This is a genomic window from Phenylobacterium sp. LH3H17 (assembly GCF_024298925.1).
Lineage (GTDB): Bacteria > Pseudomonadota > Alphaproteobacteria > Caulobacterales > Caulobacteraceae > Phenylobacterium.
On record NZ_CP101283.1, the window covers coordinates 3,103,949 to 3,123,202 of the forward strand.

General features: G+C 68.9%; 18 protein-coding genes. 11 read left to right on the forward strand and 7 right to left on the reverse strand.

The genetic code is table 11. The features are described from left to right. The first annotated feature begins 161 nt into the window (after positions 1 to 161). From M9M90_RS15250 to M9M90_RS15265, 4 genes are all read left to right on the forward strand, one after another. A complete protein-coding gene (locus M9M90_RS15250; protein WP_254834074.1) occupies positions 162 to 1,604 on the forward strand; it encodes a flagellar hook-length control protein FliK in 1,443 nt (480 codons plus the stop codon). Between the two features lie 9 nt (positions 1,605 to 1,613). Then, the gene (locus tag M9M90_RS15255) at positions 1,614 to 2,336 is read left to right on the forward strand and encodes a flagellar hook assembly protein FlgD (RefSeq protein WP_254834075.1); all 723 of its coding nucleotides are present in this window, start codon (positions 1,614 to 1,616) and stop codon (positions 2,334 to 2,336) included. Between the two features lie 44 nt (positions 2,337 to 2,380). Next, entirely contained in the window at positions 2,381 to 3,775 is a 1,395-nt protein-coding gene (locus M9M90_RS15260) for a flagellar hook protein FlgE (protein ID WP_254834076.1), read from the forward strand. Positions 3,776 to 3,941: 166 nt separating this feature from the next. Continuing rightward, complete coding sequence (locus M9M90_RS15265) at positions 3,942 to 4,229, forward strand: DUF1153 domain-containing protein (protein ID WP_254834077.1); 288 nt, start codon at positions 3,942 to 3,944, stop codon at positions 4,227 to 4,229. A 70-nt stretch (positions 4,230 to 4,299) separates the two neighbouring features. Here M9M90_RS15265 and M9M90_RS15270 read toward each other — a convergent pair whose 3' ends face one another. Then, the gene (locus M9M90_RS15270) at positions 4,300 to 4,689 is read right to left on the reverse strand and encodes a RusA family crossover junction endodeoxyribonuclease (RefSeq protein ID WP_254834078.1); all 390 of its coding nucleotides are present in this window, start codon (positions 4,687 to 4,689) and stop codon (positions 4,300 to 4,302) included. Positions 4,690 to 4,770: 81 nt separating this feature from the next. Between M9M90_RS15270 and fumC the strand changes: the two genes are divergently transcribed. Then, positions 4,771 to 6,162 carry a class II fumarate hydratase gene (gene fumC / locus M9M90_RS15275; RefSeq protein ID WP_254834079.1) on the forward strand — a complete coding sequence of 464 codons (1,392 nt, stop codon included), beginning with the start codon at positions 4,771 to 4,773 and terminating at the stop codon, positions 6,160 to 6,162. A 32-nt stretch (positions 6,163 to 6,194) separates the two neighbouring features. On the opposite strand, the gene M9M90_RS15280 is transcribed toward fumC, so the two are convergent. Together M9M90_RS15280 and M9M90_RS15285 are read right to left on the reverse strand one after the other, a co-directional pair. Next, positions 6,195 to 7,127, reverse strand: coding sequence for an iron-containing redox enzyme family protein (locus tag M9M90_RS15280; RefSeq protein WP_254834080.1), 933 nt, complete (start codon positions 7,125 to 7,127; stop codon positions 6,195 to 6,197). 79 nt (positions 7,128 to 7,206) lie between these two features. Continuing rightward, on the reverse strand, positions 7,207 to 8,223 hold the full coding sequence (locus tag M9M90_RS15285) for a polyprenyl synthetase family protein (RefSeq protein WP_254834081.1): 1,017 nt from the start codon (positions 8,221 to 8,223) through the stop codon (positions 7,207 to 7,209). Positions 8,224 to 8,337: 114 nt separating this feature from the next. Here M9M90_RS15285 and M9M90_RS15290 point away from each other — a divergent pair, with 114 nt between their 5' ends. Then, positions 8,338 to 9,105, forward strand: a complete 768-nt coding sequence (locus tag M9M90_RS15290; protein ID WP_254834082.1) for a tRNA1(Val) (adenine(37)-N6)-methyltransferase — start codon at positions 8,338 to 8,340, stop codon at positions 9,103 to 9,105. Between the two features lie 16 nt (positions 9,106 to 9,121). Beyond that, positions 9,122 to 9,448: a MazG nucleotide pyrophosphohydrolase domain-containing protein gene (locus tag M9M90_RS15295; protein ID WP_254834083.1), complete on the forward strand. Its 327-nt coding sequence runs from the start codon at positions 9,122 to 9,124 to the stop codon at positions 9,446 to 9,448. Between the two features lie 193 nt (positions 9,449 to 9,641). Here M9M90_RS15295 and M9M90_RS15300 read toward each other — a convergent pair whose 3' ends face one another. Further along, positions 9,642 to 10,472 carry an acyl-CoA thioesterase II gene (locus tag M9M90_RS15300; protein ID WP_254834084.1) on the reverse strand — a complete coding sequence of 277 codons (831 nt, stop codon included), beginning with the start codon at positions 10,470 to 10,472 and terminating at the stop codon, positions 9,642 to 9,644. 210 nt (positions 10,473 to 10,682) lie between these two features. Here M9M90_RS15300 and M9M90_RS15305 point away from each other — a divergent pair, with 210 nt between their 5' ends. The 4 genes from M9M90_RS15305 (at position 10,683) to M9M90_RS15320 (ending at position 15,909) form a co-directional block, all read left to right on the forward strand. Further along, complete coding sequence (locus tag M9M90_RS15305; protein ID WP_254834085.1) at positions 10,683 to 11,387, forward strand: M23 family metallopeptidase; 705 nt, start codon at positions 10,683 to 10,685, stop codon at positions 11,385 to 11,387. A 77-nt stretch (positions 11,388 to 11,464) separates the two neighbouring features. Continuing rightward, entirely contained in the window at positions 11,465 to 13,612 is a 2,148-nt protein-coding gene (locus M9M90_RS15310; RefSeq protein ID WP_254834086.1) for a TonB-dependent receptor, read from the forward strand. Continuing rightward, a complete protein-coding gene (locus M9M90_RS15315) occupies positions 13,612 to 14,670 on the forward strand; it encodes a PepSY domain-containing protein (RefSeq protein WP_254834087.1) in 1,059 nt (352 codons plus the stop codon). The genes M9M90_RS15310 and M9M90_RS15315 overlap by 1 nt, the downstream gene beginning before the upstream one ends. A 69-nt stretch (positions 14,671 to 14,739) precedes the next feature. Further along, positions 14,740 to 15,909 (forward strand): DegT/DnrJ/EryC1/StrS aminotransferase family protein, encoded by a 1,170-nt coding sequence (locus M9M90_RS15320; RefSeq protein ID WP_254834088.1) that lies wholly within the window; start codon positions 14,740 to 14,742, stop codon positions 15,907 to 15,909. Here the strand turns inward: M9M90_RS15320 and M9M90_RS15325 are convergent. The 3 genes from M9M90_RS15325 to ilvC form a co-directional block, all read right to left on the reverse strand. Beyond that, complete coding sequence (locus tag M9M90_RS15325; protein ID WP_254834089.1) at positions 15,875 to 17,365, reverse strand: hypothetical protein; 1,491 nt, start codon at positions 17,363 to 17,365, stop codon at positions 15,875 to 15,877. The two genes, M9M90_RS15320 and M9M90_RS15325, sit on opposite strands and share 35 nt — an antisense overlap. Before the next feature lie 27 nt (positions 17,366 to 17,392). After that, positions 17,393 to 18,010, reverse strand: a complete 618-nt coding sequence (locus tag M9M90_RS15330) for an acyltransferase (protein ID WP_254834090.1) — start codon at positions 18,008 to 18,010, stop codon at positions 17,393 to 17,395. 145 nt (positions 18,011 to 18,155) lie between these two features. Then, a complete protein-coding gene (gene ilvC, locus M9M90_RS15335; protein WP_254834091.1) occupies positions 18,156 to 19,175 on the reverse strand; it encodes a ketol-acid reductoisomerase in 1,020 nt (339 codons plus the stop codon). Between the last annotated feature and the right edge of the window lie 79 nt (positions 19,176 to 19,254).

A 19,254-nucleotide genomic window follows, 5' to 3' on the forward strand; every position in this document is an offset into this window, starting at 1 on the left:
GCGCGGCGGAAAGTCGGAGAATATTTCCTCTTTTATTTCAGAGTGTTGATCCACGATCCCCAATGTGGCGCAAAGGTTGCTCCGACCCTGCCGAATGAACGCGGCGCAGGAAGCGCTCCCTTCGATCACGGCCTAGCTGTTCAAGGCCGACCTCGGACACCATGACTGGGTCGACTATCAACCTGCCGATCACCAGCCCTGCCGCCGGCGGCGCCGGTGTAGGGGCGCCGGCCCCGGGCAAGGCCGCGGGCTTTGACGCCCTGCTGGCCGCCTTCTTCGGCGCGCCTGGCGATGCGCTGGCGGCCGGCGGCCCGTTCGGCGAAAACAAGGTCGCCAAGGAAGAAGGATCGGTGGCCGACCCGGCCGTGGCCGACGCGACGCAACTTCTCAATCCCGACGCCATGACCCTGGCGGCGATGCTGGCCACGCCCCAGCCGCCGGCGCAAACCCAGCCCAGCCCGTCCGCCGAGGCCACGACGCCGTCCAACTCGCCCCCCACCCCGCCCGCGACACCGTTCGCTCCGGTCATGCCGGCCCCGGCGATCGGCGGCGCCGACCCGGCCGCGACCTTAGCCGCGGCGGCTGAGGGCGAGCTCACCACGACCGCAGAGGACGCCGCCGTCCTCGCGACCGCCCAGGTCCCAGACCAGGGCGCGAGCAAGCCCGTCGGCGAAAAGCCGCCGCCGTCCCTCAATGTGAACAGCGCGCCTCGCGCGCCGGCCGTGCCGCTTCCGCAAGTCCAGCCGACCCCCGCCCCGGTCCAGCAGGCTGTCGTCGAGCCGATAGCCCAGGCCGAAGTCACCCCCACCGAGATCCCCCTCGCCGAGGAGTCGATCAAGGATAAGCCGGCCACGGGCGGCAAGTCCGCCGACCCGGCGCGCAAAAACAGCCAACATGTGGCGACCGCGGCGACCGCCGCCGTCGCCGACCCCGAAACTCCAACCGCCGTTGTCGCCGCGGCAGATGCGGCGAGCCTCGGCGACAACGGATCGACCACCTTCCAGGACGACATCGCGGTCCCCGTGACCCGGGAGGCCAAGCCGGAACCGGCAAAGGCCAGCGCCACCGACGCCCAGGCTCCGGGACCGGCCGCCCCGGCCCATGCCTCGGCCCAGGCCCAGGCCCACGCCTCGATCCACTCGGCCGTCCGCGGCTCGCCCGAGACCGTCGCCAACCTGGCGGCCCAGATCATCCAGAAGCTGGATGGCCGCTCCACCCGCTTCGACGTCGAACTCAATCCCCTCGGTCTCGGTCAGGTGAATGTCGCCGTCGAGATCGCCGCCAACGGCAAGATGACCGCGGCCCTGTCGTTCGAGACCCAGCACGCGGCCAACGAATTGCGCGGCCGCTCGGCCGATCTGCAGCGCGCGCTGGAACAGGCCGGGTTCGACGTGTCGGGCGGTCTCTCCTTCGACGTGGCCGGCGACGGGCGCTCGGCCTGGACCGACCAGCAGCAACAGCAACAGCAGCAAACCAACGGCGCCTGGCGCGGGCGCGCCTTCCAGGCGGTGCTTGGCACGGCCGGCGACGCGGCGGAATCGGCCGTGAGCGACGCCCTTAACTATCAACGCCGGACGCGTTCCGGCGTCGATGTAAGGATCTAGGAGATAGCCATGGCCGTCGACGCAACAGCAGCCACCGGCGCGGGATCGACCTCGGCCACCGGCCGAAGCCGACTGACCGAGAGCTTCGACACCTTCCTCAATCTGCTGACCGCGCAGATCAAGAACCAGGATCCGTTGTCGCCGATGGACTCCACCCAGTTCACCCAGCAGCTCGTGCAGATGACCGGGGTCGAGCAGCAGCTATTGACCAATGACCTCCTGGAGAAGCTCGTCGGCAACACCGGCTCGGGCATCCAGACCGCGGTCAGCCTGATCGGTCGCCAGGTCAACGCCACCAGCGCCGACGCCAAGCTCGCCGCCGGCAAGGCGGAGTGGAACTACAAGCTCGCGGCCGAGGCGACCGAGCTCACCGTCGAGGTCCTCGACGCAAAGGGGAACGTCGTCCAGGTGGTCAAGCCCACCGACAAGGGCGCGGGCGATCACACCTTCTCCTGGAACGGCAAGGACCGCACGGGCGCCCAGTTGCCGAATGGCGGAACCTATACCCTACGGGTCACCGCCAAGGACTCGGCCGGCGCCGCCGTTGTGGCCACGCCGTTTGTCGATGGGCTCGTCACAGGCGTCGAGCAGGTGGACGGCAAGACGCTGATCACCATCAACGGCGTCAAGATCCCCTGGGAAAGGGTCACCTCCATTCGGCAGGCCGAGGCTGCTCCGCCGCCCGCTTCCGCCGACGCCACACCCGAAGAAGACACCGCGCTGGCCGCCTAAAGGCGCACCGGCCTCACTGACACAATGAAAGAAGGCAAGATCCCATGAGCATCAACAGCGCCATGCTCGCCGGCGTCTCCGGGCTGATCAGCAACTCGTCGGCCCTGGCGGCGATCTCCGACAACATCGCCAACGTCAACACCACCGCCTACAAGCGCAAGCAGGTCAATTTCGCCAACGTCGTGACCTCCCAGGCCGTCAAGGGCCGCTACTCGGCCGGCGGCGTGCAGGCCGTGACTCGCCAGTTTGTCAGCCAACAGGGGCTGATCCAGAGCGCGACCTCCGCCACCGACCTCGGCATCGCCGGCGACGGCTTCTTCGTCGTGTCGAGCAAGGGCACGGGCATGCTGCCGGGCGACCCGCGGCTGTTCACCCGTTCCGGCTCGTTCAGCGTCGACGCCGACGGCTTCCTGGTCAACGACGCCAAGCTGTACCTGCAGGGTTGGCCGATCGCCGCCGACGGCACGATCAACGACAGTCCTTCGGACCTGACCCGGATGACCTCGATCAACATCAAGAACCTGGGCGGCGCGGTGAAGGCCACCGAAAACGTGGTGGTCAACGCCAACCTCGATAAGACCCAGGTCGTGTCGGGCGCCGAGGCGACCTACGTGGCCGGCGAGATGGCCGCCTATGCGGCGACGGGGGTGGCCAGCGCCACGGCCACCCAACCTGATTTCGACAAGCTCGAGATGAACATCGTGGACTCCTCCGGCGGGACCCACCGGATCCAGGTCGCGCTGTTGAAGAGCGACACCCCGGCCAACACCTGGCACGCGGAAATCTACGCCGTGCCCGCAAGCGAGATCGCCGGCGCCACCGACGGCCTCATCACCTCGGGCATGGTGAACTTCAATGCCGATGGCAGCCTCAACCTGACGGCCTCCGGCGGCACCACCCTGTTCGGCCCGGCCGGCTCGCCGGTCCAGCTGTCGATCGGCGCCTCCACCGACGTCGCAGGCGTGCGCTGGGCGGCCGGTCTCGGCATTAAGGCGTCGGCCATCAGCCTCGACCTCTCCAAGCTCACCCAGTACGCGGACACCTCGGCCGTGAATTCGATCAATCCGGACGGCGCCACCGTCGGCAACGTGGTGGGCGTCGAGGTCGGCGAGGACGGAGTGGTCTCCGCCACCTTCGACAACAACGAGGTTCGCCGCATCGCCCAGATCGGCCTGGCGACCTTCCCGAACTCCGACGGCCTGCTGGCCGTGAGCGGCAACGCCTACCGCGCGACGATCGCGTCGGGCGAATTCTCCGTGAAGTACCCGGGCGAGGCCGGAGCCGGTGAAATCGCCCCCGGAGCCCTTGAGGCCTCGGCCGTCGACTTGTCAGCCGAGTTTACGGGATTGATCACCACTCAGAAAGCTTACTCCGCGTCTTCGAAGATTATCACTACTGCCGACCAGATGTTGGAAGAACTCATCAACATTAAGCGGTAATTCTTCACGTTAACCACCCTTAACACTGGTTGACAACTTAGACTGTATCAAATTCGTACACGGGGACCGAATGCGAAACGCTTCCTTTACTATCGTGATTCACCGGATGTTATGCCCCGGTGGTTACGTTCAATCCGAACAGTGATGGTCGGAAAGGCGTAAAGCCATGTTGCAGCAACAACAAACGCGCACGAACAGCCGCGGCGAGGCCTATGTCATCGGCCCCACGGGTGCGCCGCTGACGCTGGGCGACCTGCCGCCGGTCGACACGGGGCGTTGGGTCATTCGGCGCAAGGCCGAGGTGGTGGCCGCCGTGCGCGGCGGACTGCTCACCCTGGACGAGGCGTGCGAGCGCTACTCCCTGACCAACGAGGAATTCCTCGCCTGGCAGAAGTCGATCGACCGCCATGGCCTGGCCGGCCTGCGCACGACGCGGTTGCAGCAGTATCGCTGAACCCTGAATCCCCAGACGAAGGTTCGCGAGATCGCGGCCGCGCTGTCCCCCAGCGCGGCCGTTTTCGTTGTCAGCGCTGGTAGGGCTTCCCCAGCGGGTTCACGTCCGACAGTCGCCGGACGGTGACCGCGATCCGCTCGCGGCCGCCGGCCCGCCGCTCCACCAGCAGCCGCGCCACCTGGGCGTCGTCATGGAAGGCGTAGCCCTTGATGGCGTCCAGGATCGCCTTGGCCAGGTTGTCGAGGTCGATCCATGGCGGATCGCCGACATATTCCATCACGATGTCGACCGAGAACTCTCCCCAGGCTGGCCGCGAGCCGCGCCAGGCCTTGCGGAAGAACTCGTAGATCAGCGGCTTGTAGTACTTGGACTGGGTGGTCAGGCCATCGACCACCACCTCCATGACGCCGTCGCCCTCGCGGGCGCGCACCTTGCCGTGCTGGGTCCAGGTCTCGTCCATAACCGTCCATAGTCCGACGCCGCCTTGCAGTCTCCCGCCCGTTCGCTAAACCGGCCCAAGATTTCTGCCGGAGACGAGACCATGACCGCGACCCGCACCGAGACCGACACCTTCGGCCCCATCGAGGTCGCCACGAACGTCTACTGGGGCGCCCAGTCGCAGCGTTCGATCGGCAACTTCAAGATCGGCTGGGAGAAGCAGCCCAAGCCGGTGATCCGGGCGCTAGGCATCGTCAAGCGCGCCGCGGCCGAGGCCAATATGGAGCTCGGCAAGCTGGACCCGAAGATCGGCGCGGCCATCGTCGCCGCCGCCCAGGAGGTCATCGACGGCAAGCTCGACGACCACTTCCCGCTGGTGGTCTGGCAGACCGGCTCCGGCACCCAGTCGAACATGAACGCCAACGAGGTGATCTCGAACCGCGCCATCGAGATGCTGGGCGGGGTTATGGGCTCCAAGAGCCCGGTCCACCCCAACGACCACGTCAATATGAGCCAGTCGTCCAACGACACCTACCCGACGGCCATGCACATCGCCTGCGCCGAGCAGGTGGCCAAGGAGCTGATGCCGGCGCTCGAGCACCTGCACGCGGCGCTGAAGGTCAAGGAAAAGGCCTTCGCCCACATCATCAAGATCGGTCGCACCCACACCCAGGACGCCACGCCGCTCACCCTGGGCCAGGAGTTTTCCGGCTATCGCCAGCAGCTCGCCAACGGCGTGCGGCGGATCAAGGACACCCTGCACGGCCTCTATGAGCTGGCCCAGGGCGGCACGGCGGTCGGCACCGGCCTCAACGCCCCGGTGGGCTTCGCCGAGCTGGTGGCCGCCAAGATCGCGGCCATCACCCACCTGCCCTTCATCACCGCGCCCAACAAATTCGAGGCGCTCGCCGCCCACGACGCCATGGTCTTCAGCCACGGGGCGATCAACACCATGGCCGGCTCGCTGTTCAAGATCGCCAACGACATCCGCTTCCTGGGCTCGGGCCCCCGCTCGGGCCTCGGCGAGCTGGCCCTGCCGGAAAACGAACCCGGGTCCTCGATCATGCCGGGCAAGGTCAATCCGACCCAGTGCGAGGCCCTGACCATGGTCTGCACCCAGGTGTTCGGGAACAACGCCACCCTGACCTTCGCCGGGGCCTCGGGTCATTTCGAGCTGAACGTCTTCAACCCGGTGATGGCCTACAACTTCCTGCAGTCCTGCCGCCTGATGACCGACGCGGCCATCAGCTTCACCGACAATTGCGTGGTGGGCATCGAGGCCCGCGAGGACAACATCAAGGCCGCCCTCGAGCGCTCGCTGATGCTGGTGACCGCGCTGAACGGCAAGATCGGCTATGACAACGCCGCCAAGATCGCCAAGACCGCGCACAAGAACGGCACCACCCTGCGCGAGGAAGCGGTTGGCGGGGGCTATGTCACGAACGAGGAGTTCGACGCCCTGGTGCGCCCGGAGAAGATGATCTCGCCGGGTTGAGGCGCCTCTCCTGAAGCTCGTCCCAGGCGGAGCTATTCCGCGGCGTAGACCACCGGGTGGGCGTGCGCCCATAGGTGCGCGCGATAGGTCTCGAAGCACTGCTCGCCGCAGATCAGGCGCATCAGCGCGCCCTCGGCGATGAACCGGGCGCAGTCGGGTGTCTCGGCCACCAGCGGCTCCAGGGCCTCGGCGTTCCAGGCCTTGGAGTGCTCGATGTCCAGCTGGGCGTGCAGCACGAAATACTTCCGCGCCTCCGGAGCCACACCCACGCGCTTCAGACCCTCGGCGACGCAGCCGACCCGGGTGGGGGCGGTCAGCTCCACCGCGCCCAAGGCGCCGATCGACTGGTAGACATAGCGTCGGTTGGTGGCGAAGGCGGTCATGGTGTTGGCCAGGGCCAGGGACTGCCACAGGGTCCTGTCGATGGCCGGCGTCAGGCCCAGCGCGCGGGTCGTGCGCTCCAGCATCGGGCCGTGCATGCCCCCCTCGTGGCCGCGGCCCATCTCGTCCCAGTAGTTGCGCGCCAGTTCCAGTTTCGGCCGGGTCGGCAGCTTGACCTGGGTCATGGCGACCAGGTCGTCGAAGCCTGCCTCGCCGGCGGCCTCCTGGGTCAGGAACCACTGCAGGTCCCCCAGGCCGGCCTCGCAGGCCAGCCAGTCGAACAGCGGATCCCACTGCCCCGGTCCCGAGGTCTTCAGTTCCTCGAACCAGGCGATGAAGCCTGCGGGGTCGGTCGGGACATCGGCGACCAGCGGCGCGACCCACGCGCGGAAGGCCTCCACATAGGCGCCCTCCAGCCGCTGCATGCGGGCGTTCTCGTTGATCTCCGCGCGCCAGTCCGCGCCGGGCGTGGCGACGGCGAGGCGACGGTGGTTCCAGTGCGCCAGGCCCTTGTGCAGGGCCTCGGCGTCGGGAAACTCCGGGCTGAAAGCACCCAGTTGCGAAAGTCTAAGGCCGGCGAACACGCATATCTCTCCCTGGACAGGGTGGCGAAGCGCATCAGGCTGGCACTTTGTTCCTCCGTCGGACTTCCGACGTTTCGCCCTACATCCGGCGGCTGACGGCGAAGTCCGCCAGGTCTTCCAGGGCCGGGCGCCAGGAATTATTGGCGGCAAACTCGGCCAGTTGGCTCTTGGCGGCCACGGCGTAGTCGCTGGCCAGGTCGAGGGTCGCGTCGTCGGCGCCGGACGAGGAGATCAGGCCGGACGCACGCTCGAAGTCGCCGTCCTGCTGGTCCAGACGGTCTACGGTGCGCTGCCAGAACGCCGCCTCTGCCTCGCCCGTGCGGGCGATGGCCAGCAACAGCGGCAGGGTGGCCTTGCCCTCGCGGAAGTCATCGCCGGGGTTCTTGCCCAGGCTTTTGCTCGTGCCGCTGTAGTCCAGGGCGTCGTCGACCAGTTGGAAGGCCAGGCCCAGGTCCTGACCGAACCGGCGCAGGGCCTTGCAGCGCGCCGGGCTCGCCCCGGCCGAGACCGCCCCGGCCTCGGCGGCCGCGGCGAACAGTTCGGCGGTCTTGGCGGTGATGATCTCCAGATAGAGGTCCTGGCTGAGGTTCAGGTCGTGGGCGCGGGTGAGCTGCAGCACCTCGCCCTCGGCGATCACGCGGCTGGCGCGGGCCAGGATCTCCAGCGCCTGCATGGAGCCGGCCTCGACCATCAGTTCGAAGGCGCGGGCGAACAGGAAGTCCCCCACCAGGACGCTGGCCGGCGCGCCCCAGATCAGGTGGGCCGCGACCTTGCCCCGCCGCAGCTGCGAGGAATCGACCACGTCGTCGTGCAGCAGAGTGGCGGTGTGGATGAACTCCACCGCCGCCGCCAGTTTCAGGCAGGAATCGTCCTGCGCCCCGGCCACCCGGGCCGCGGCGATGGTCAGCAGCGGACGCAGGCGCTTGGCCGAGCCGCCGATCAGGTGTTCGGCGAGCGCCGGGATCACCGAGACCGGGCTCTGCATCCGGTCGCGGATCAGGGCGTCGACCTTGGCCATGTCCGGGCGTGCGAGCTCCAGCAGACCGTCGATAGAGGCCGGCTTTTCGCGGGAAATGGCGGCGCTGGCTGCGTCCAACTGCTTGCAACTCCTGTGCAGCCTGACGATGCGGGGAGGCGTCGTCATTTGCCGGGGACAATGGTCACGCGATAGGGCACGGTCAAGGCGGGCCTTGGCCCTCTGCGCCGAGCCATGGAAACCACGCCACACCCTTCCTCTCCCGAGACCCTCTCCCAGGATCGCCTGCTGGGCGGCCGGGTGCTGCTCCGCCAGGCGCTCGGCGGCTATCGGGCGGGGCTGGACGCCGCCCTCCTGGCCGCCGCCTGCGACGCCGCCGAGGGCGCCCGGGTGCTGGAAGCCGGCTGCGGGCCGGGGGGCGCCTTGCTCGCCGCAGCGGTCCGTCGTCCGGGCGCCCGCTTCACGGGCCTGGAGCGCGACGCCGCCGCCGCGGCCCTGGCCCGCGAGAACGTCGCGGCGAACCAAGTCGCCGATCGCGTGGCCATCCTGGATGGCGATGTCGCCCGGCCCTTCAAGGCCCTGGGCCTGGCGCCCTTCGACGCGGTGATGGCCAACCCGCCCTTCTTTGACGATCCGGCCGCCCTGCGCGCGCCGGCCCCGGCCAAGCGCGACGCCTGGATGGCCGACGGCGGGCTCTCCACCTGGACGGGTTTCCTGCTGAAGGCCACGCGCGAGGGCGGGACCATCACCCTGATCCATCGCGCCGACCGGCTGGCCGACATCCTGGCCCTGCTGGCGCCCAAGGCCGGCTCCTTCCAGGTGCGCCCCATCCACCCCCACGCCGACGCCCCGGCCAAGCGGGTCCTGGTCAGGGCGATCAAGACCGGCAAGGCGCCGTTGCAGCTCCTGCCCGCCCTGGTCCTGCACCCTCGCGAGGGCGCCAAGCACACGCCCGAAGCCGAGGCGATCCTGCGCGGCGAGGCGGATATCCCCTGGCGCTGAAGGAGGCGCGGCGATCTTGGAATTCAAAGCCCTTTCGGAACGCGCCTGGGAAATCCGCAGGCTCTACGAGCGTCTCGAAACCCAAAGATACGGCCGCCCATGGACCCGCGAGGAGGTCGCCCTTGGCTTCATGGGCGATGTCGGCGACCTGATGAAGCTGATCCAGGCCAAGGAGGGCGTCCGCGCGATCCCCGACGCCGACGCCAAGCTCGCCCACGAGTTGGCCGACTGCCTGTGGTCGGTCATGACGCTGGCGCGGCTTTACGAGGTGGACCTCGAGGCCGCGTTCACCTCGACCATGGACGAGCTCGAGGCCAGCGTCGGCGAACGTCTCAGCCCTTGATCCTGCTCACCGGGAGGATCTGAGGTCGGCGCCGACCCAGATGCTCCCCCTCTGGGGGAGCTGTCAGCGAAGCTGACTGAGGGGGACTTTGACTCATCCTGCCGTGGATGAAGCCCCCTCCGTCTCGTCGCGAAGAGGCGACGATCCACCTCCCCCAAATGGCGCTGCGCGCTGGGGGAGGAATTGAGTTCAGTCAGCCCTTGAACCACACCACCTGGTGCGACACCGCCAGTAGCTGGCCGTCGTCGCTCCATAGCTCGGCGCTCTGGTCGTTGAAGCCATGCTTGAATACCCGCGCGTCGCTGGTGGTCGCCAGCGGCCGGGATCCCTGCCGCGCGAGGGCTGCCTCGTCGGCCATGAAATAGGTGGAGAGCGAGACCGTGGCGACCGGCGGGACGTCGCCGCGCACGTTTAGGATCTTGACCACGAAGGTGTCGCTGAGCGCCGCCAGGGCGAGGTAGTCCAGCGGCCGGGCCGGGGTGTCTCGCACCCAGGCCTGGGACAGGGCGGGGCCCGGCTGCTCGGGGTTCGCCCCGTTCGCGCGCATGGGTTCGCCGCGTGCGTAGCGGAATTCGTAGCGCTGCAGCCAGGCGTTGCGCCCCTCTGTGGGCATGACCGCCAAGGCGCGGGCGGGCGGCATCTCGGGCGGGCTCGCCAAGGCGTGGCTCCAGGTCTCCCGCTCGGCCCCGGTCACCACGCTGGCGGTGCTGGCGACGCTCGCGCCCTGGGTCATCTCCACGTTCCAGTGCTGTGTGGAGCGCCCGTCGCGCACCAGCCGCACGGCGATCTCGAACTCGCCCTGCGCCAGGGCCGCGCAGAAGTTCACCGTCAGCGCCACCGGACGGCCCCGTCGCTCGGGATGGTCCAATACCGCCTTCAGCAGGACGGCCGCCGTTGTCCCGCCGAATGGCCCGGCCATGTTCCAATAGTCGGGTGTCGTCGCGCCCCGGTAGCGGCCCGCGCCCAGCGGCTCCAGCCTCAGGGTCCGGTCCAGGGGATGTTCGGCGGTCTTCGTGTCCGTCATGCGGGCCTCGCGTGGGAAGTGACCGATCGTGCGCCAATTCCGCCGCACATGTCCATGACCTCTCGGGTAACGCCGTCATTCCGGGGTGTCACCGTGCCGCATCGGCAGAACGCGCGCCCTTCCCCATATCCACGCGTTAGGCATTGGCGAGGGCGCAAGACCGCAAAGTCGGCCAGCTACCGCCACGAGAGAAAAGGAACCCCGCCGACGATGACTCGCGCCTTGGCCCTGCACGCCGTCCATCCCGCTCGCGTCCGGCTCTTTCAGACCTGGCTCACCTTGGGGGCGGCGGTCCTGGTGGCGACCTTGTTGCACGCCGGCGCCCACGCCACCGGCTGGACGAGCGCTTCCCTGGGCAAGGCGGCGGCCCCCATGGTCAAGGCGGTCAACGCCAGGCTCGCGCCGAGGCCGGCCGCGGTGAAGACCGTTCTGGTCTGGCACGGCGCCGACATCGACGGCGACGGTGAAGCCGACTTCGCCAACCCCACCGGGGCGGCGCCCCGCGTTCACGACGCCTATGGCGAAGGCCGCTTCGGAGCTTCGCGTGACGGCGGCGTCCGCGACCACGAGGGCGTCGACTACGCGGCGACCTCGGGTCAGGAGGTCGTCGCCCCGATCTCCGGTTTCGTCACCAAGATCGGCCAGGCCTATGCCGACCATCCCGACCTTCGCTTCGTGGAGATCACCAATCCGGCGCTCGGCCACGTCGCGCGGGTCTTCTATGTCGATCCCACGGTCGAGGTGGGCCAGACCGTGCGGCTCGGCGACCCGGTCGGCCAGGCCCACAGCCTGCAAGCGGCCTATCCCGGTGGGATGACCGACCACGTCCATCTCGAGATCATGGGCCCCGACCAACGCCGCTTCGACGCCGGTCGGGTGATCGTGGCCCGCTACAGGACGACGCGCGCCGGCTAATGGTGATTTTGCAATTGCGATTGACTTGCAACTAGACCTCTGATTTCACCGGCCCCTGACAATCGTTGAGGGTCGCCGTGATACGCCGTTCCATTCTCGCCGCCGGAAGCGCCTGCGGGGCCCTGCTGATCGCCACCGCCGCCCAGGCCCAGGTCGCGGGAGACGCCGCGCGGGGCGACCAGCCGGTCGATATCGGCGAGCTGATCATCACCGCCACCCGCTTCGAGGCGCCGCGCTCCACGGTTCCGGCCACCATCCAGGTCATCGACGAGGAAGCCATCCAGTCCCAGACCGCGCTCGGCTTCTCGGCCGTGGAGACGGTGTCCAACCTGGTGCCGTCCTTCTCCCCCACCCGCCAGAAGCTGTCGGGCTTCGGTGAGACCCTGCGCGGCCGCTCGCCGCTCTACCTGGTGGACGGAGTGCCCCAGTCGACGCCGCTCCGCGACGACAGCCGCGACGGCTTCACCATCGATCCGTTCTTCATCGACAAGGTCGAGGTGGTGTTCGGCGCCAACGCCATCCAGGGCATCGGCGCCACCGGCGGGGTGATCAACTACGTCACAGCCCCGACACCCAAGGAGACCGAGGGCTTCACCGGCCGGGTCCTGGCCCAGGCCAGCGCCGATCCCGACCGCTTCGGCGACAGCACCGGCTGGAAGACCGCCGCCCACGTCGGCCGCGACTTCGGCCAGTGGGACTTCGTGGCCGGCGCCGCCTACGAGGCTCGCGGGGCCTATTATGACGCCGACGAGCGCCGCATTGGTTTCGACGGCGCCCAGGGCGAGCTGCAGGATTCCAAGTCCTGGTCCCTGTTCGGCAAGGCCGGGGTCGACCTGACCGACCTGCGGCGGGTGGAAGTGATGGTCAACCACTTCGAGCTGGAGGCCGACAACGACTACGTCACGGTCAACGGCAGTCGCGCCACGGGCCTGACCACCACGGCGGTGCGCGGCCGAACCCCGGGCCTGCCCACCGTCAACGATGTCACCTCAGCGGCGGTCACCTATCGCGACCGCGGCCTGTTCGGCGGCGTGCTCACCCTGCAGGCCTATGCCCACGACTATGAGGGCGTGTTCGGCGGCGGGACCTTCGCCGATTTCCAGGACCCGCGCATCGCCCCGGTCGGGACCCTGTTCGACCAGTCGGCCAACAATTCCGAGAAACAGGGCTTCAAGATCGACTATGAGCGCGGCATCGCCGCCCTGCCCGGCTTCAGGATGCTGGTAGGCCTCGACGGCCTGCGCGACAAGACCTTCCAGGCCCTGGCGCTGACCGGCCGCTTCTGGGTGCCCGAGACCACCTACAAGAGCCTGTCGCCCTTCCTGCAGCTGCGCCAGTCGGCGCTCGAGGGCCGCCTGAACCTGTCCGCCGGGGTGCGCCGGGAGAACGCCACCCTGGAGGTCGACGACTACACGACCCTCTACGCCTACGGTCCGCGCCAGGTCGCCGGCGGCGAGCCCAGCTTCAAGGAGACGCTCTACAATGTGGGCGCGACCTTCGAGGTCATGGACGGCCTGACCGCCTACGCTTCCTACGCCCAGGGCTTCACCATGCCCGACGTCGGCCGGGTCCTGCGGGCCATCAACACCCCGGGCCGCGACGTCGACACCTATCTCGACGTGACCCCGGTGGTCTCCGACAATGTCGAACTGGGCCTCGACTACGGATCCGGCCCGCTCCAGGCCCAGGCGGCCTGGTTCCGCTCGACCTCGGACCGCGGCTCGCTGCTGGTGCTGAACGCCGGCGGCAATTTCGAGGTCCAGCGCCAGCGCACCGAGGTCGAGGGGATCGAGCTCTCCGCCCGGTTCGCGGCCACCGACTGGCTGACCATCGGCGGCGCCTACGCCCACCTGGAAGGCCGCACCGACAGCAACGGCGACGGCTCGGTCGACCGTGACCTCAACGGCGCCAACATCGCTCCCGACCGCCTGCTGCTCTATGCCGAAGTCACCCGCGGCGACTGGTCGGGCCGCCTGCAGGCCCAGCAGTTCTATGGCCGCGACTTCGAAGGCGAGGTCGCCCTCAACAGCTTCGAGGGCTACGGCCTGGTCGACGCCGTCGTCGCCTGGAAGGCGCCGGCCGCCACCCTGACGCTCGGCGTCCAGAACCTGTTGGACGAGCAGTACGTCACCTACTTCAGCGACACCCAGGGCCCGACCGACAACGCCCGATACTTCGCCGGCCGGGGCCGGACGCTGGCCGTCGGCGTCACCAGGGACTTCTGATGGGCTTCCTGCGCACCGTTCATGCCTGGGCCGGCGCGCTGCTGGCGCTGCAACTCATCGTCCTGGGGCTCTCCGGCTCCCTGCTGGTGCTGAAGGACGACTGGCTGCGGGCCACCCTTCCCGCGGCTCGCCAGGTGGTGACCGCGACGCCCCAGGCCCTGGGACAGGCGGCCGAGGCGCTGGAGCAGGCTTATCCGGGCGAGATCAAGACCTTGGTCTTCGCCCGCCCCGATCTCGGCGTCCACCGGGTCCGCCTGGCCCACGAGGCCTCTGCCTATGCCGACGGCTCCGGCGGGGTGGTCGCCGCCTGGCGGGGGAACGCCCGGCTCGAGGCCTGGATCTTCGACCTGCATCACAAGCTGCTGGCCGGCGAGCCGGGCGAGATGATGGTCGGAATCGTCGGCCTGGCCGGAGCCGTCCTGACCCTCACCGGCCTGGTGATCTGGTTTCCGTCCTGGCGCGCCTTCGGCTGGAAGCTCTGGCCGCGATCATCGCGCCGACGGGACATGGTCGCCGCCCACCGCGACACCGGCATGATCTTCCTGGTGCCGGTCTTCGCCCTCTGCCTGACCGGCGGGGCGATCATCTTCCACGAGCAGAGCCAGGCCCTGATGACCGCCGCCTTCCCGGGCGGGATCGAACCGGCCAAGCCGCCCAAGGCGGGTCAGGGAGACATCGACTGGCCCCGCGCGCTCGCCGCCGCCCAGACCCGCTTCCCCGACGCCACCCTGCGCATGGCCGTCTGGCCCGCCAAGCCCGGCGCGCCCGCCACCATCCGCCTGCGCCAGGCCGGTGAGTGGCACCCGAACGGCCGCACACTGGTCTATGTCGATCCCGCGACCAGCCGGGCGATCGGGACGCTGGACAGCCGCGCCCTCGCGCCCGGCATGAGGGCCTACAACGCCTTCTTCCCCCTGCACGCCGCCTCGGTGGGCGGCCGGGCCTACGACCTGGCGATCTTCCTGTCCGGCCTGGCCCTGGCGGGCCTGGGCGGGGTCGGGCTCTGGTCGTTCCTGGTCAAGCCGCGACAACGCCGCGCGGCGGCGGCGTCGGCTTAAGCCCTCGTCAACCCAAACAAGCTCCACTGCGCCGCAGGTGGGCGAGCCGCGCCCGCGGGCACGAGAACCATGGCCAGGACCCATTCGGCAGTCGCACAGCCGCCGCCCAGCGGCACGGCCGCCAAGCCTTGGGACCTGGCGCGGGCCCCGCGCATCCCCGTCGCCCGGCCGCGCCTGGTCGAGCTCCCCGCGGCCCTGCCCTATCTGAGATCCATCGACGCCAGTCGCACCTACTCCAACTTCGGTCCGCTCAACACCCAGTTCGAGACCCGCCTGGCCGCCCGGTTCGGTCTGGGGCCCGGCCATGTCGCCACCTGCAACAACGCCACCAGCGGCCTGACCATGGCCTTGCAGCGGGCGGCGGCCAGGGGTGGCCGCTACTGCCTGATGCCCGCCTGGACTTTCGCGGCCACCGCCCATGCCGCGCTCGCCGCGGGCCTGACACCCTTTCTGGTCGACGTCGATCCGGCGACCTGGGCCCTGACCCCGGAGATCGCGCTGGAGGCCCTGCCGCGCATATCGCACCGGGTCGCCGCCATCGTGCCGGTCGCGCCTTTCGGCCTGCCGCTCGACGCCGCCGCCTGGGACGCCTTCCAGGCCAGGACCGGGGTGGAGGTCGTGCTCGACGCCGCCGCCGGCTTCGACGCCCTGAGCGTGGGCCATTCGGCCGCCGTGGTCAGCCTGCACGCCACCAAGATTCTCGGCATAGGCGAGGGCGGCTTCGTGATCAGCCGCGATACCGACCTGATCGTCGACATCCGCCGCCGCTCCAATTTCGGTTTCGACGGCAGCCGCGACTCCAGCCTGATCGGCGGCAATGGCAAGATCAGTGAGTTCGCCGCCGCCTACGGCCTGGCCGCGCTCGACCACTGGAAGCTGCAACGCGCCCAGTACCAGACGGTGCTCGGCTACTACCGCGCGGCCCTGGCGGACACGCCGGACCTGAGGATCTCGCCGGGCCTGGGCGATGACTGGATCGCTTCGACCTTCAATATCGAAGCGCCGGAAGAGGCCATCCTGGAGATCGAGGCGCGCCTGTCGCAGGCCGAGATCGCCACCCGCCGCTGGTGGAGTCATGGCCTGCAAGGACACCGGGCCTTCGCCGACCTGCCTCGGGCGGCCCTGCCCGTCACCGAGAGGCTGGCGGCCACCACCCTTGGCCTGCCCTGCTGGCCGGGGCTCGACGCCACGGCGATCGACGAGATCAGCGCGGTCGTCCGGGCAGTCCTCCGGCGCTGAGTGCCGTCCGTCTCGGCTGCGGCTGGGCGAAGATCGTCTCCAGGGGCGTCGGGATACGCGCGGCGAACCGCGTGAAGGCCAGGCCGACGAGTTCCCTCAGCTCGCGCGCGAAATTGTCCTGGTCCAGGCGCCGGGCCAGCAGGACCTTCTGTTCGGCCAGCCGCGCGGCGCGCAGCGCCTTGTCGCGCGCCAGGGCGCCCAGCGCCTCGAAATAGGCCTCGACGTCCTGGGTCAGGTGGTGAGACGGCACGAAGGCGCCGACATCGCCCAGGTCGCCGCGGCTCATCACCACGGCGCCGGCGTCGATCGCCATGATGGCTGTGGTGCCGCCGCCCGCGCGAAACGGATTGGCGAAGATGTCGCAAACCCCCAGCAGGCCGATCAGATCGTCGTCATAGGGAATGTGGGTGAACTGGGAGCCCAGCACCGACTCGAACGCCTCGATCCAGAACGCCTGCATCCAGCCGACCACCACCCAGCGGATGTCGGGATCGCTCAGGACCAGCGCCCCCATGCCATCGACGAACGCCTGGTCCATGTCGACGCCCAGCCGATTGCCGACCGTGACGATCACCGTCTCCTCGGGTCGGAACCCGAAGTCGCGGCGGCTACGGGTCCGCAATGGGGCCGGGTTCGGGAACGGCGCGCTCTGGAGCTTGCGATAGGCCTCGGCGAAGGCCGGGGGCGCGCCGATCCGCCGCCAGAGCCCTTCGATGTAGGCGGGCTCCTGGCAGTACCAGTAGACGTCGGAGAACTGTACCGGCGCGGCGTCGCCGCAGGTGAACATCAGGGTGGGCCCCACCAGCGCCGCCAGGCTGATGTGGATGAAGAACGGCTCCTCGCACCAGAAGTGGAAGGTGCGCGGCCCCCGGCCCACCGCCTTGGCGAGGAAGTTCAGATCGCTCTCGATCGAGACGAAGCTCAGCTTGGAGAACGCCGACCCCAGCCGCGCCTGGGCGTAGGCCTGCAGGTCCGGGGACAGGATTCCGGCATGGAAGACGTCCACGACCTGGTTCTCTGGGTCGCACGCCAGGGCGCGCAGATAGTCGAATGCGCCCCGCGTCGGGGAATGCCGCAGGTCGAGCAGCCGTCCCACGAACACCGCGTGGGACCGCAGGGCCGCGGGGTCGGCGGCCTCCAGCTGGTAGGGGATCGCCTGGGCCTCCTGGTAATAGGTCCGCCGGGCCAGGGCCGCGAGGGCGGCGCTGAAGGCCTCGCCCGGCTCCAGCCCGCACCACCAGTTGAGGCTGGATATGTCGCTGACCAGCTGCAGCTTGACCCCCGAAGGGTGGGTCGAGGCCTCGATGAGCCGGACGGTGTGCAGGCCGAAGTCGGACTTGGACACGCCCGCGAAGGCCGCCGCTCCCAGGGCTTGCCGCAGCCTCTGCAGGATGACCGCGACGGATGGCGCATAGCCCGGCTGGGCGTCGGCCTGTATCTCATCGAGAACGCTCAACACCACCCTCCTTCAGATGGTCTGCGGTCAGAGACGCGCCACCGGCAAGTCCGTCTTTCCCGCCGCGAGCGCGGCCTTCAAGCGACTCTCATGGTCAATGATATCTTGCCGTCGGTTACGGAGAAATTTAGCCGGAACCCCGGCATAGATTCCCCAGGGATCCAGGCTGTGACGGATCAGGGCGCCTGCGCCGACGGCGGTCCCCTCGCCGATCTCCACCTCCGGCAGCACGATGGTGTTCGCGCCCAGGATCACATGGCGGCCCAGGCGCACGGGCCGCGCCGCAGGCGGCAGGGTGAAGGCGGGCGGCACAGTGGGATTGGTCAGGAACTCGCCCGTGTAGTCGTCCGTCCGCGAGAAGATCCTCACCCCGGCCGACAGGTTGGCGAAGTCGCCGAGCTCCACGCCCGATCCTCCCAGGATCGAGCAGTTCGAACTCACATGGATGAAGTCGCCGAAGCGCAGCCAGCCGCCCGCCGCGCTCAGCAGGGTGAAGGGATCGATCCGCACGTTGTCGCCGAAGGTCATGGCCTCCAGGTCCACCATCACGCACGTTTCGTGGACCGCGACGTTCTCGCCCACCTGGGCGACGCCGAGCTCGCGGAGCTCCGCCTCGCGCATGAAACGTCCCCGGTAGGTCTTCATGGGGTCCCCGACTCAATCGACGAGGCCAGATTAGACCAAGAGTGCCGTCCCGCGCTCGGCGCCCATGACGCGCGCCCGGCCCGGGGCCCACGAAAAAGGCCCGGAGTCGCCTCCGGGCCTTCCTAATCAGGGCTGGAACCCGCGCCTAGTTGCGCGCGGTGTCGACCAGCTTGTTCTTGGTGATCCAGGGCATCATGGCGCGCAGGCGGCCGCCCACTTCCTCGATCTGGTGTTCAGAACCGCGGCGGCGGGTGGCCTTGAAGCTGGGCTGGCCCGCCTGGTTCTCGGCCATGAAGTCGCGCACGAAGCGGCCCGACTGGATGTCCTCCAGCACGCGCTTCATCTCGGCCTTGGTCTCGGCGGTGACGATGCGCGGCCCGGTCACGTACTCTCCGTACTCCGCGGTGTTGGAGATCGAGTAGTTCATGTTGGCGATGCCGCCTTCGTAGATCAGGTCCACGATCAGCTTCACCTCGTGCAGGCACTCGAAATAGGCCATTTCAGGCGCGTATCCCGCCTCGACCAGGGTTTCGAAGCCTGCGCGGATCAACTCCACCAGTCCACCGCACAGCACGGCCTGCTCGCCGAACAGGTCGGTTTCGCATTCCTCGCGGAAGGTGGTCTCGATGACGCCCGAGCGGCCGCCGCCGATGGCCGAGGCGTAGGCCAGGCCGAAGTCGTGGGCGTTGCCCGTCGGGTTCTGGTGGATGGCGATCAGGCACGGCACGCCGCCGCCCTTCTGGTATTCGCCACGCACGGTGTGGCCGGGGCCCTTCGGCGCGATCATCAGCACGTCGATGCCGGGGGCCGGCTCGATCAGGTTGAAGTGCACGTTCAGGCCGTGGGCGAACAGCAGGGCCGCGCCGTCACGGATGTTGGGCGCGATTTCCTCGTTGTAGATGCCGCGCTGCAGTTCGTCGGGGGCCAGCACCATGATGGCGTCGGCCCACTTCGCGGCCTCGGCCACGGACATGACCTTCAGGCCGTCGGCCTCGACCTTCTTGGCGGTCGCCGAGCCGGGGCGCAGGGCCACGACCACGTTCTTCACGCCGGAATCCTTCAGGTTCAGCGCGTGCGCGCGGCCCTGGCTGCCATAGCCTACGATGGCGATCTTCTTGTCCAGGATGCGGGCGAGGTCGGCGTCGCGGTCGTAGTAGACGCGCATGATCATTCTCCTGAAGACAAGACAAGCCGCGGAACGCGCAACGGCGCCGCAGCAAAGGCGGGGCTATGGAGGGGAATTT

Coding starts and splice junctions, on each gene's coding strand:
- M9M90_RS15250 (WP_254834074.1), top strand. CDS start 162: ATGACTGGGTCGACTATCAACCTGCCGATCACCAGCCCTGCCGCCGGC.
- M9M90_RS15255 (WP_254834075.1), top strand. CDS start 1,614: ATGGCCGTCGACGCAACAGCAGCCACCGGCGCGGGATCGACCTCGGCC.
- M9M90_RS15260 (WP_254834076.1), top strand. CDS start 2,381: ATGAGCATCAACAGCGCCATGCTCGCCGGCGTCTCCGGGCTGATCAGC.
- M9M90_RS15265 (WP_254834077.1), top strand. CDS start 3,942: ATGTTGCAGCAACAACAAACGCGCACGAACAGCCGCGGCGAGGCCTAT.
- M9M90_RS15270 (WP_254834078.1), bottom strand. CDS start 4,689: ATGGACGAGACCTGGACCCAGCACGGCAAGGTGCGCGCCCGCGAGGGC.
- fumC (WP_254834079.1), top strand. CDS start 4,771: ATGACCGCGACCCGCACCGAGACCGACACCTTCGGCCCCATCGAGGTC.
- M9M90_RS15290 (WP_254834082.1), top strand. CDS start 8,338: ATGGAAACCACGCCACACCCTTCCTCTCCCGAGACCCTCTCCCAGGAT.
- M9M90_RS15300 (WP_254834084.1), bottom strand. CDS start 10,472: ATGACGGACACGAAGACCGCCGAACATCCCCTGGACCGGACCCTGAGG.
- M9M90_RS15305 (WP_254834085.1), top strand. CDS start 10,683: ATGACTCGCGCCTTGGCCCTGCACGCCGTCCATCCCGCTCGCGTCCGG.
- M9M90_RS15315 (WP_254834087.1), top strand. CDS start 13,612: ATGGGCTTCCTGCGCACCGTTCATGCCTGGGCCGGCGCGCTGCTGGCG.
- M9M90_RS15320 (WP_254834088.1), top strand. CDS start 14,740: ATGGCCAGGACCCATTCGGCAGTCGCACAGCCGCCGCCCAGCGGCACG.
- M9M90_RS15330 (WP_254834090.1), bottom strand. CDS start 18,010: ATGAAGACCTACCGGGGACGTTTCATGCGCGAGGCGGAGCTCCGCGAG.
- ilvC (WP_254834091.1), bottom strand. CDS start 19,175: ATGCGCGTCTACTACGACCGCGACGCCGACCTCGCCCGCATCCTGGAC.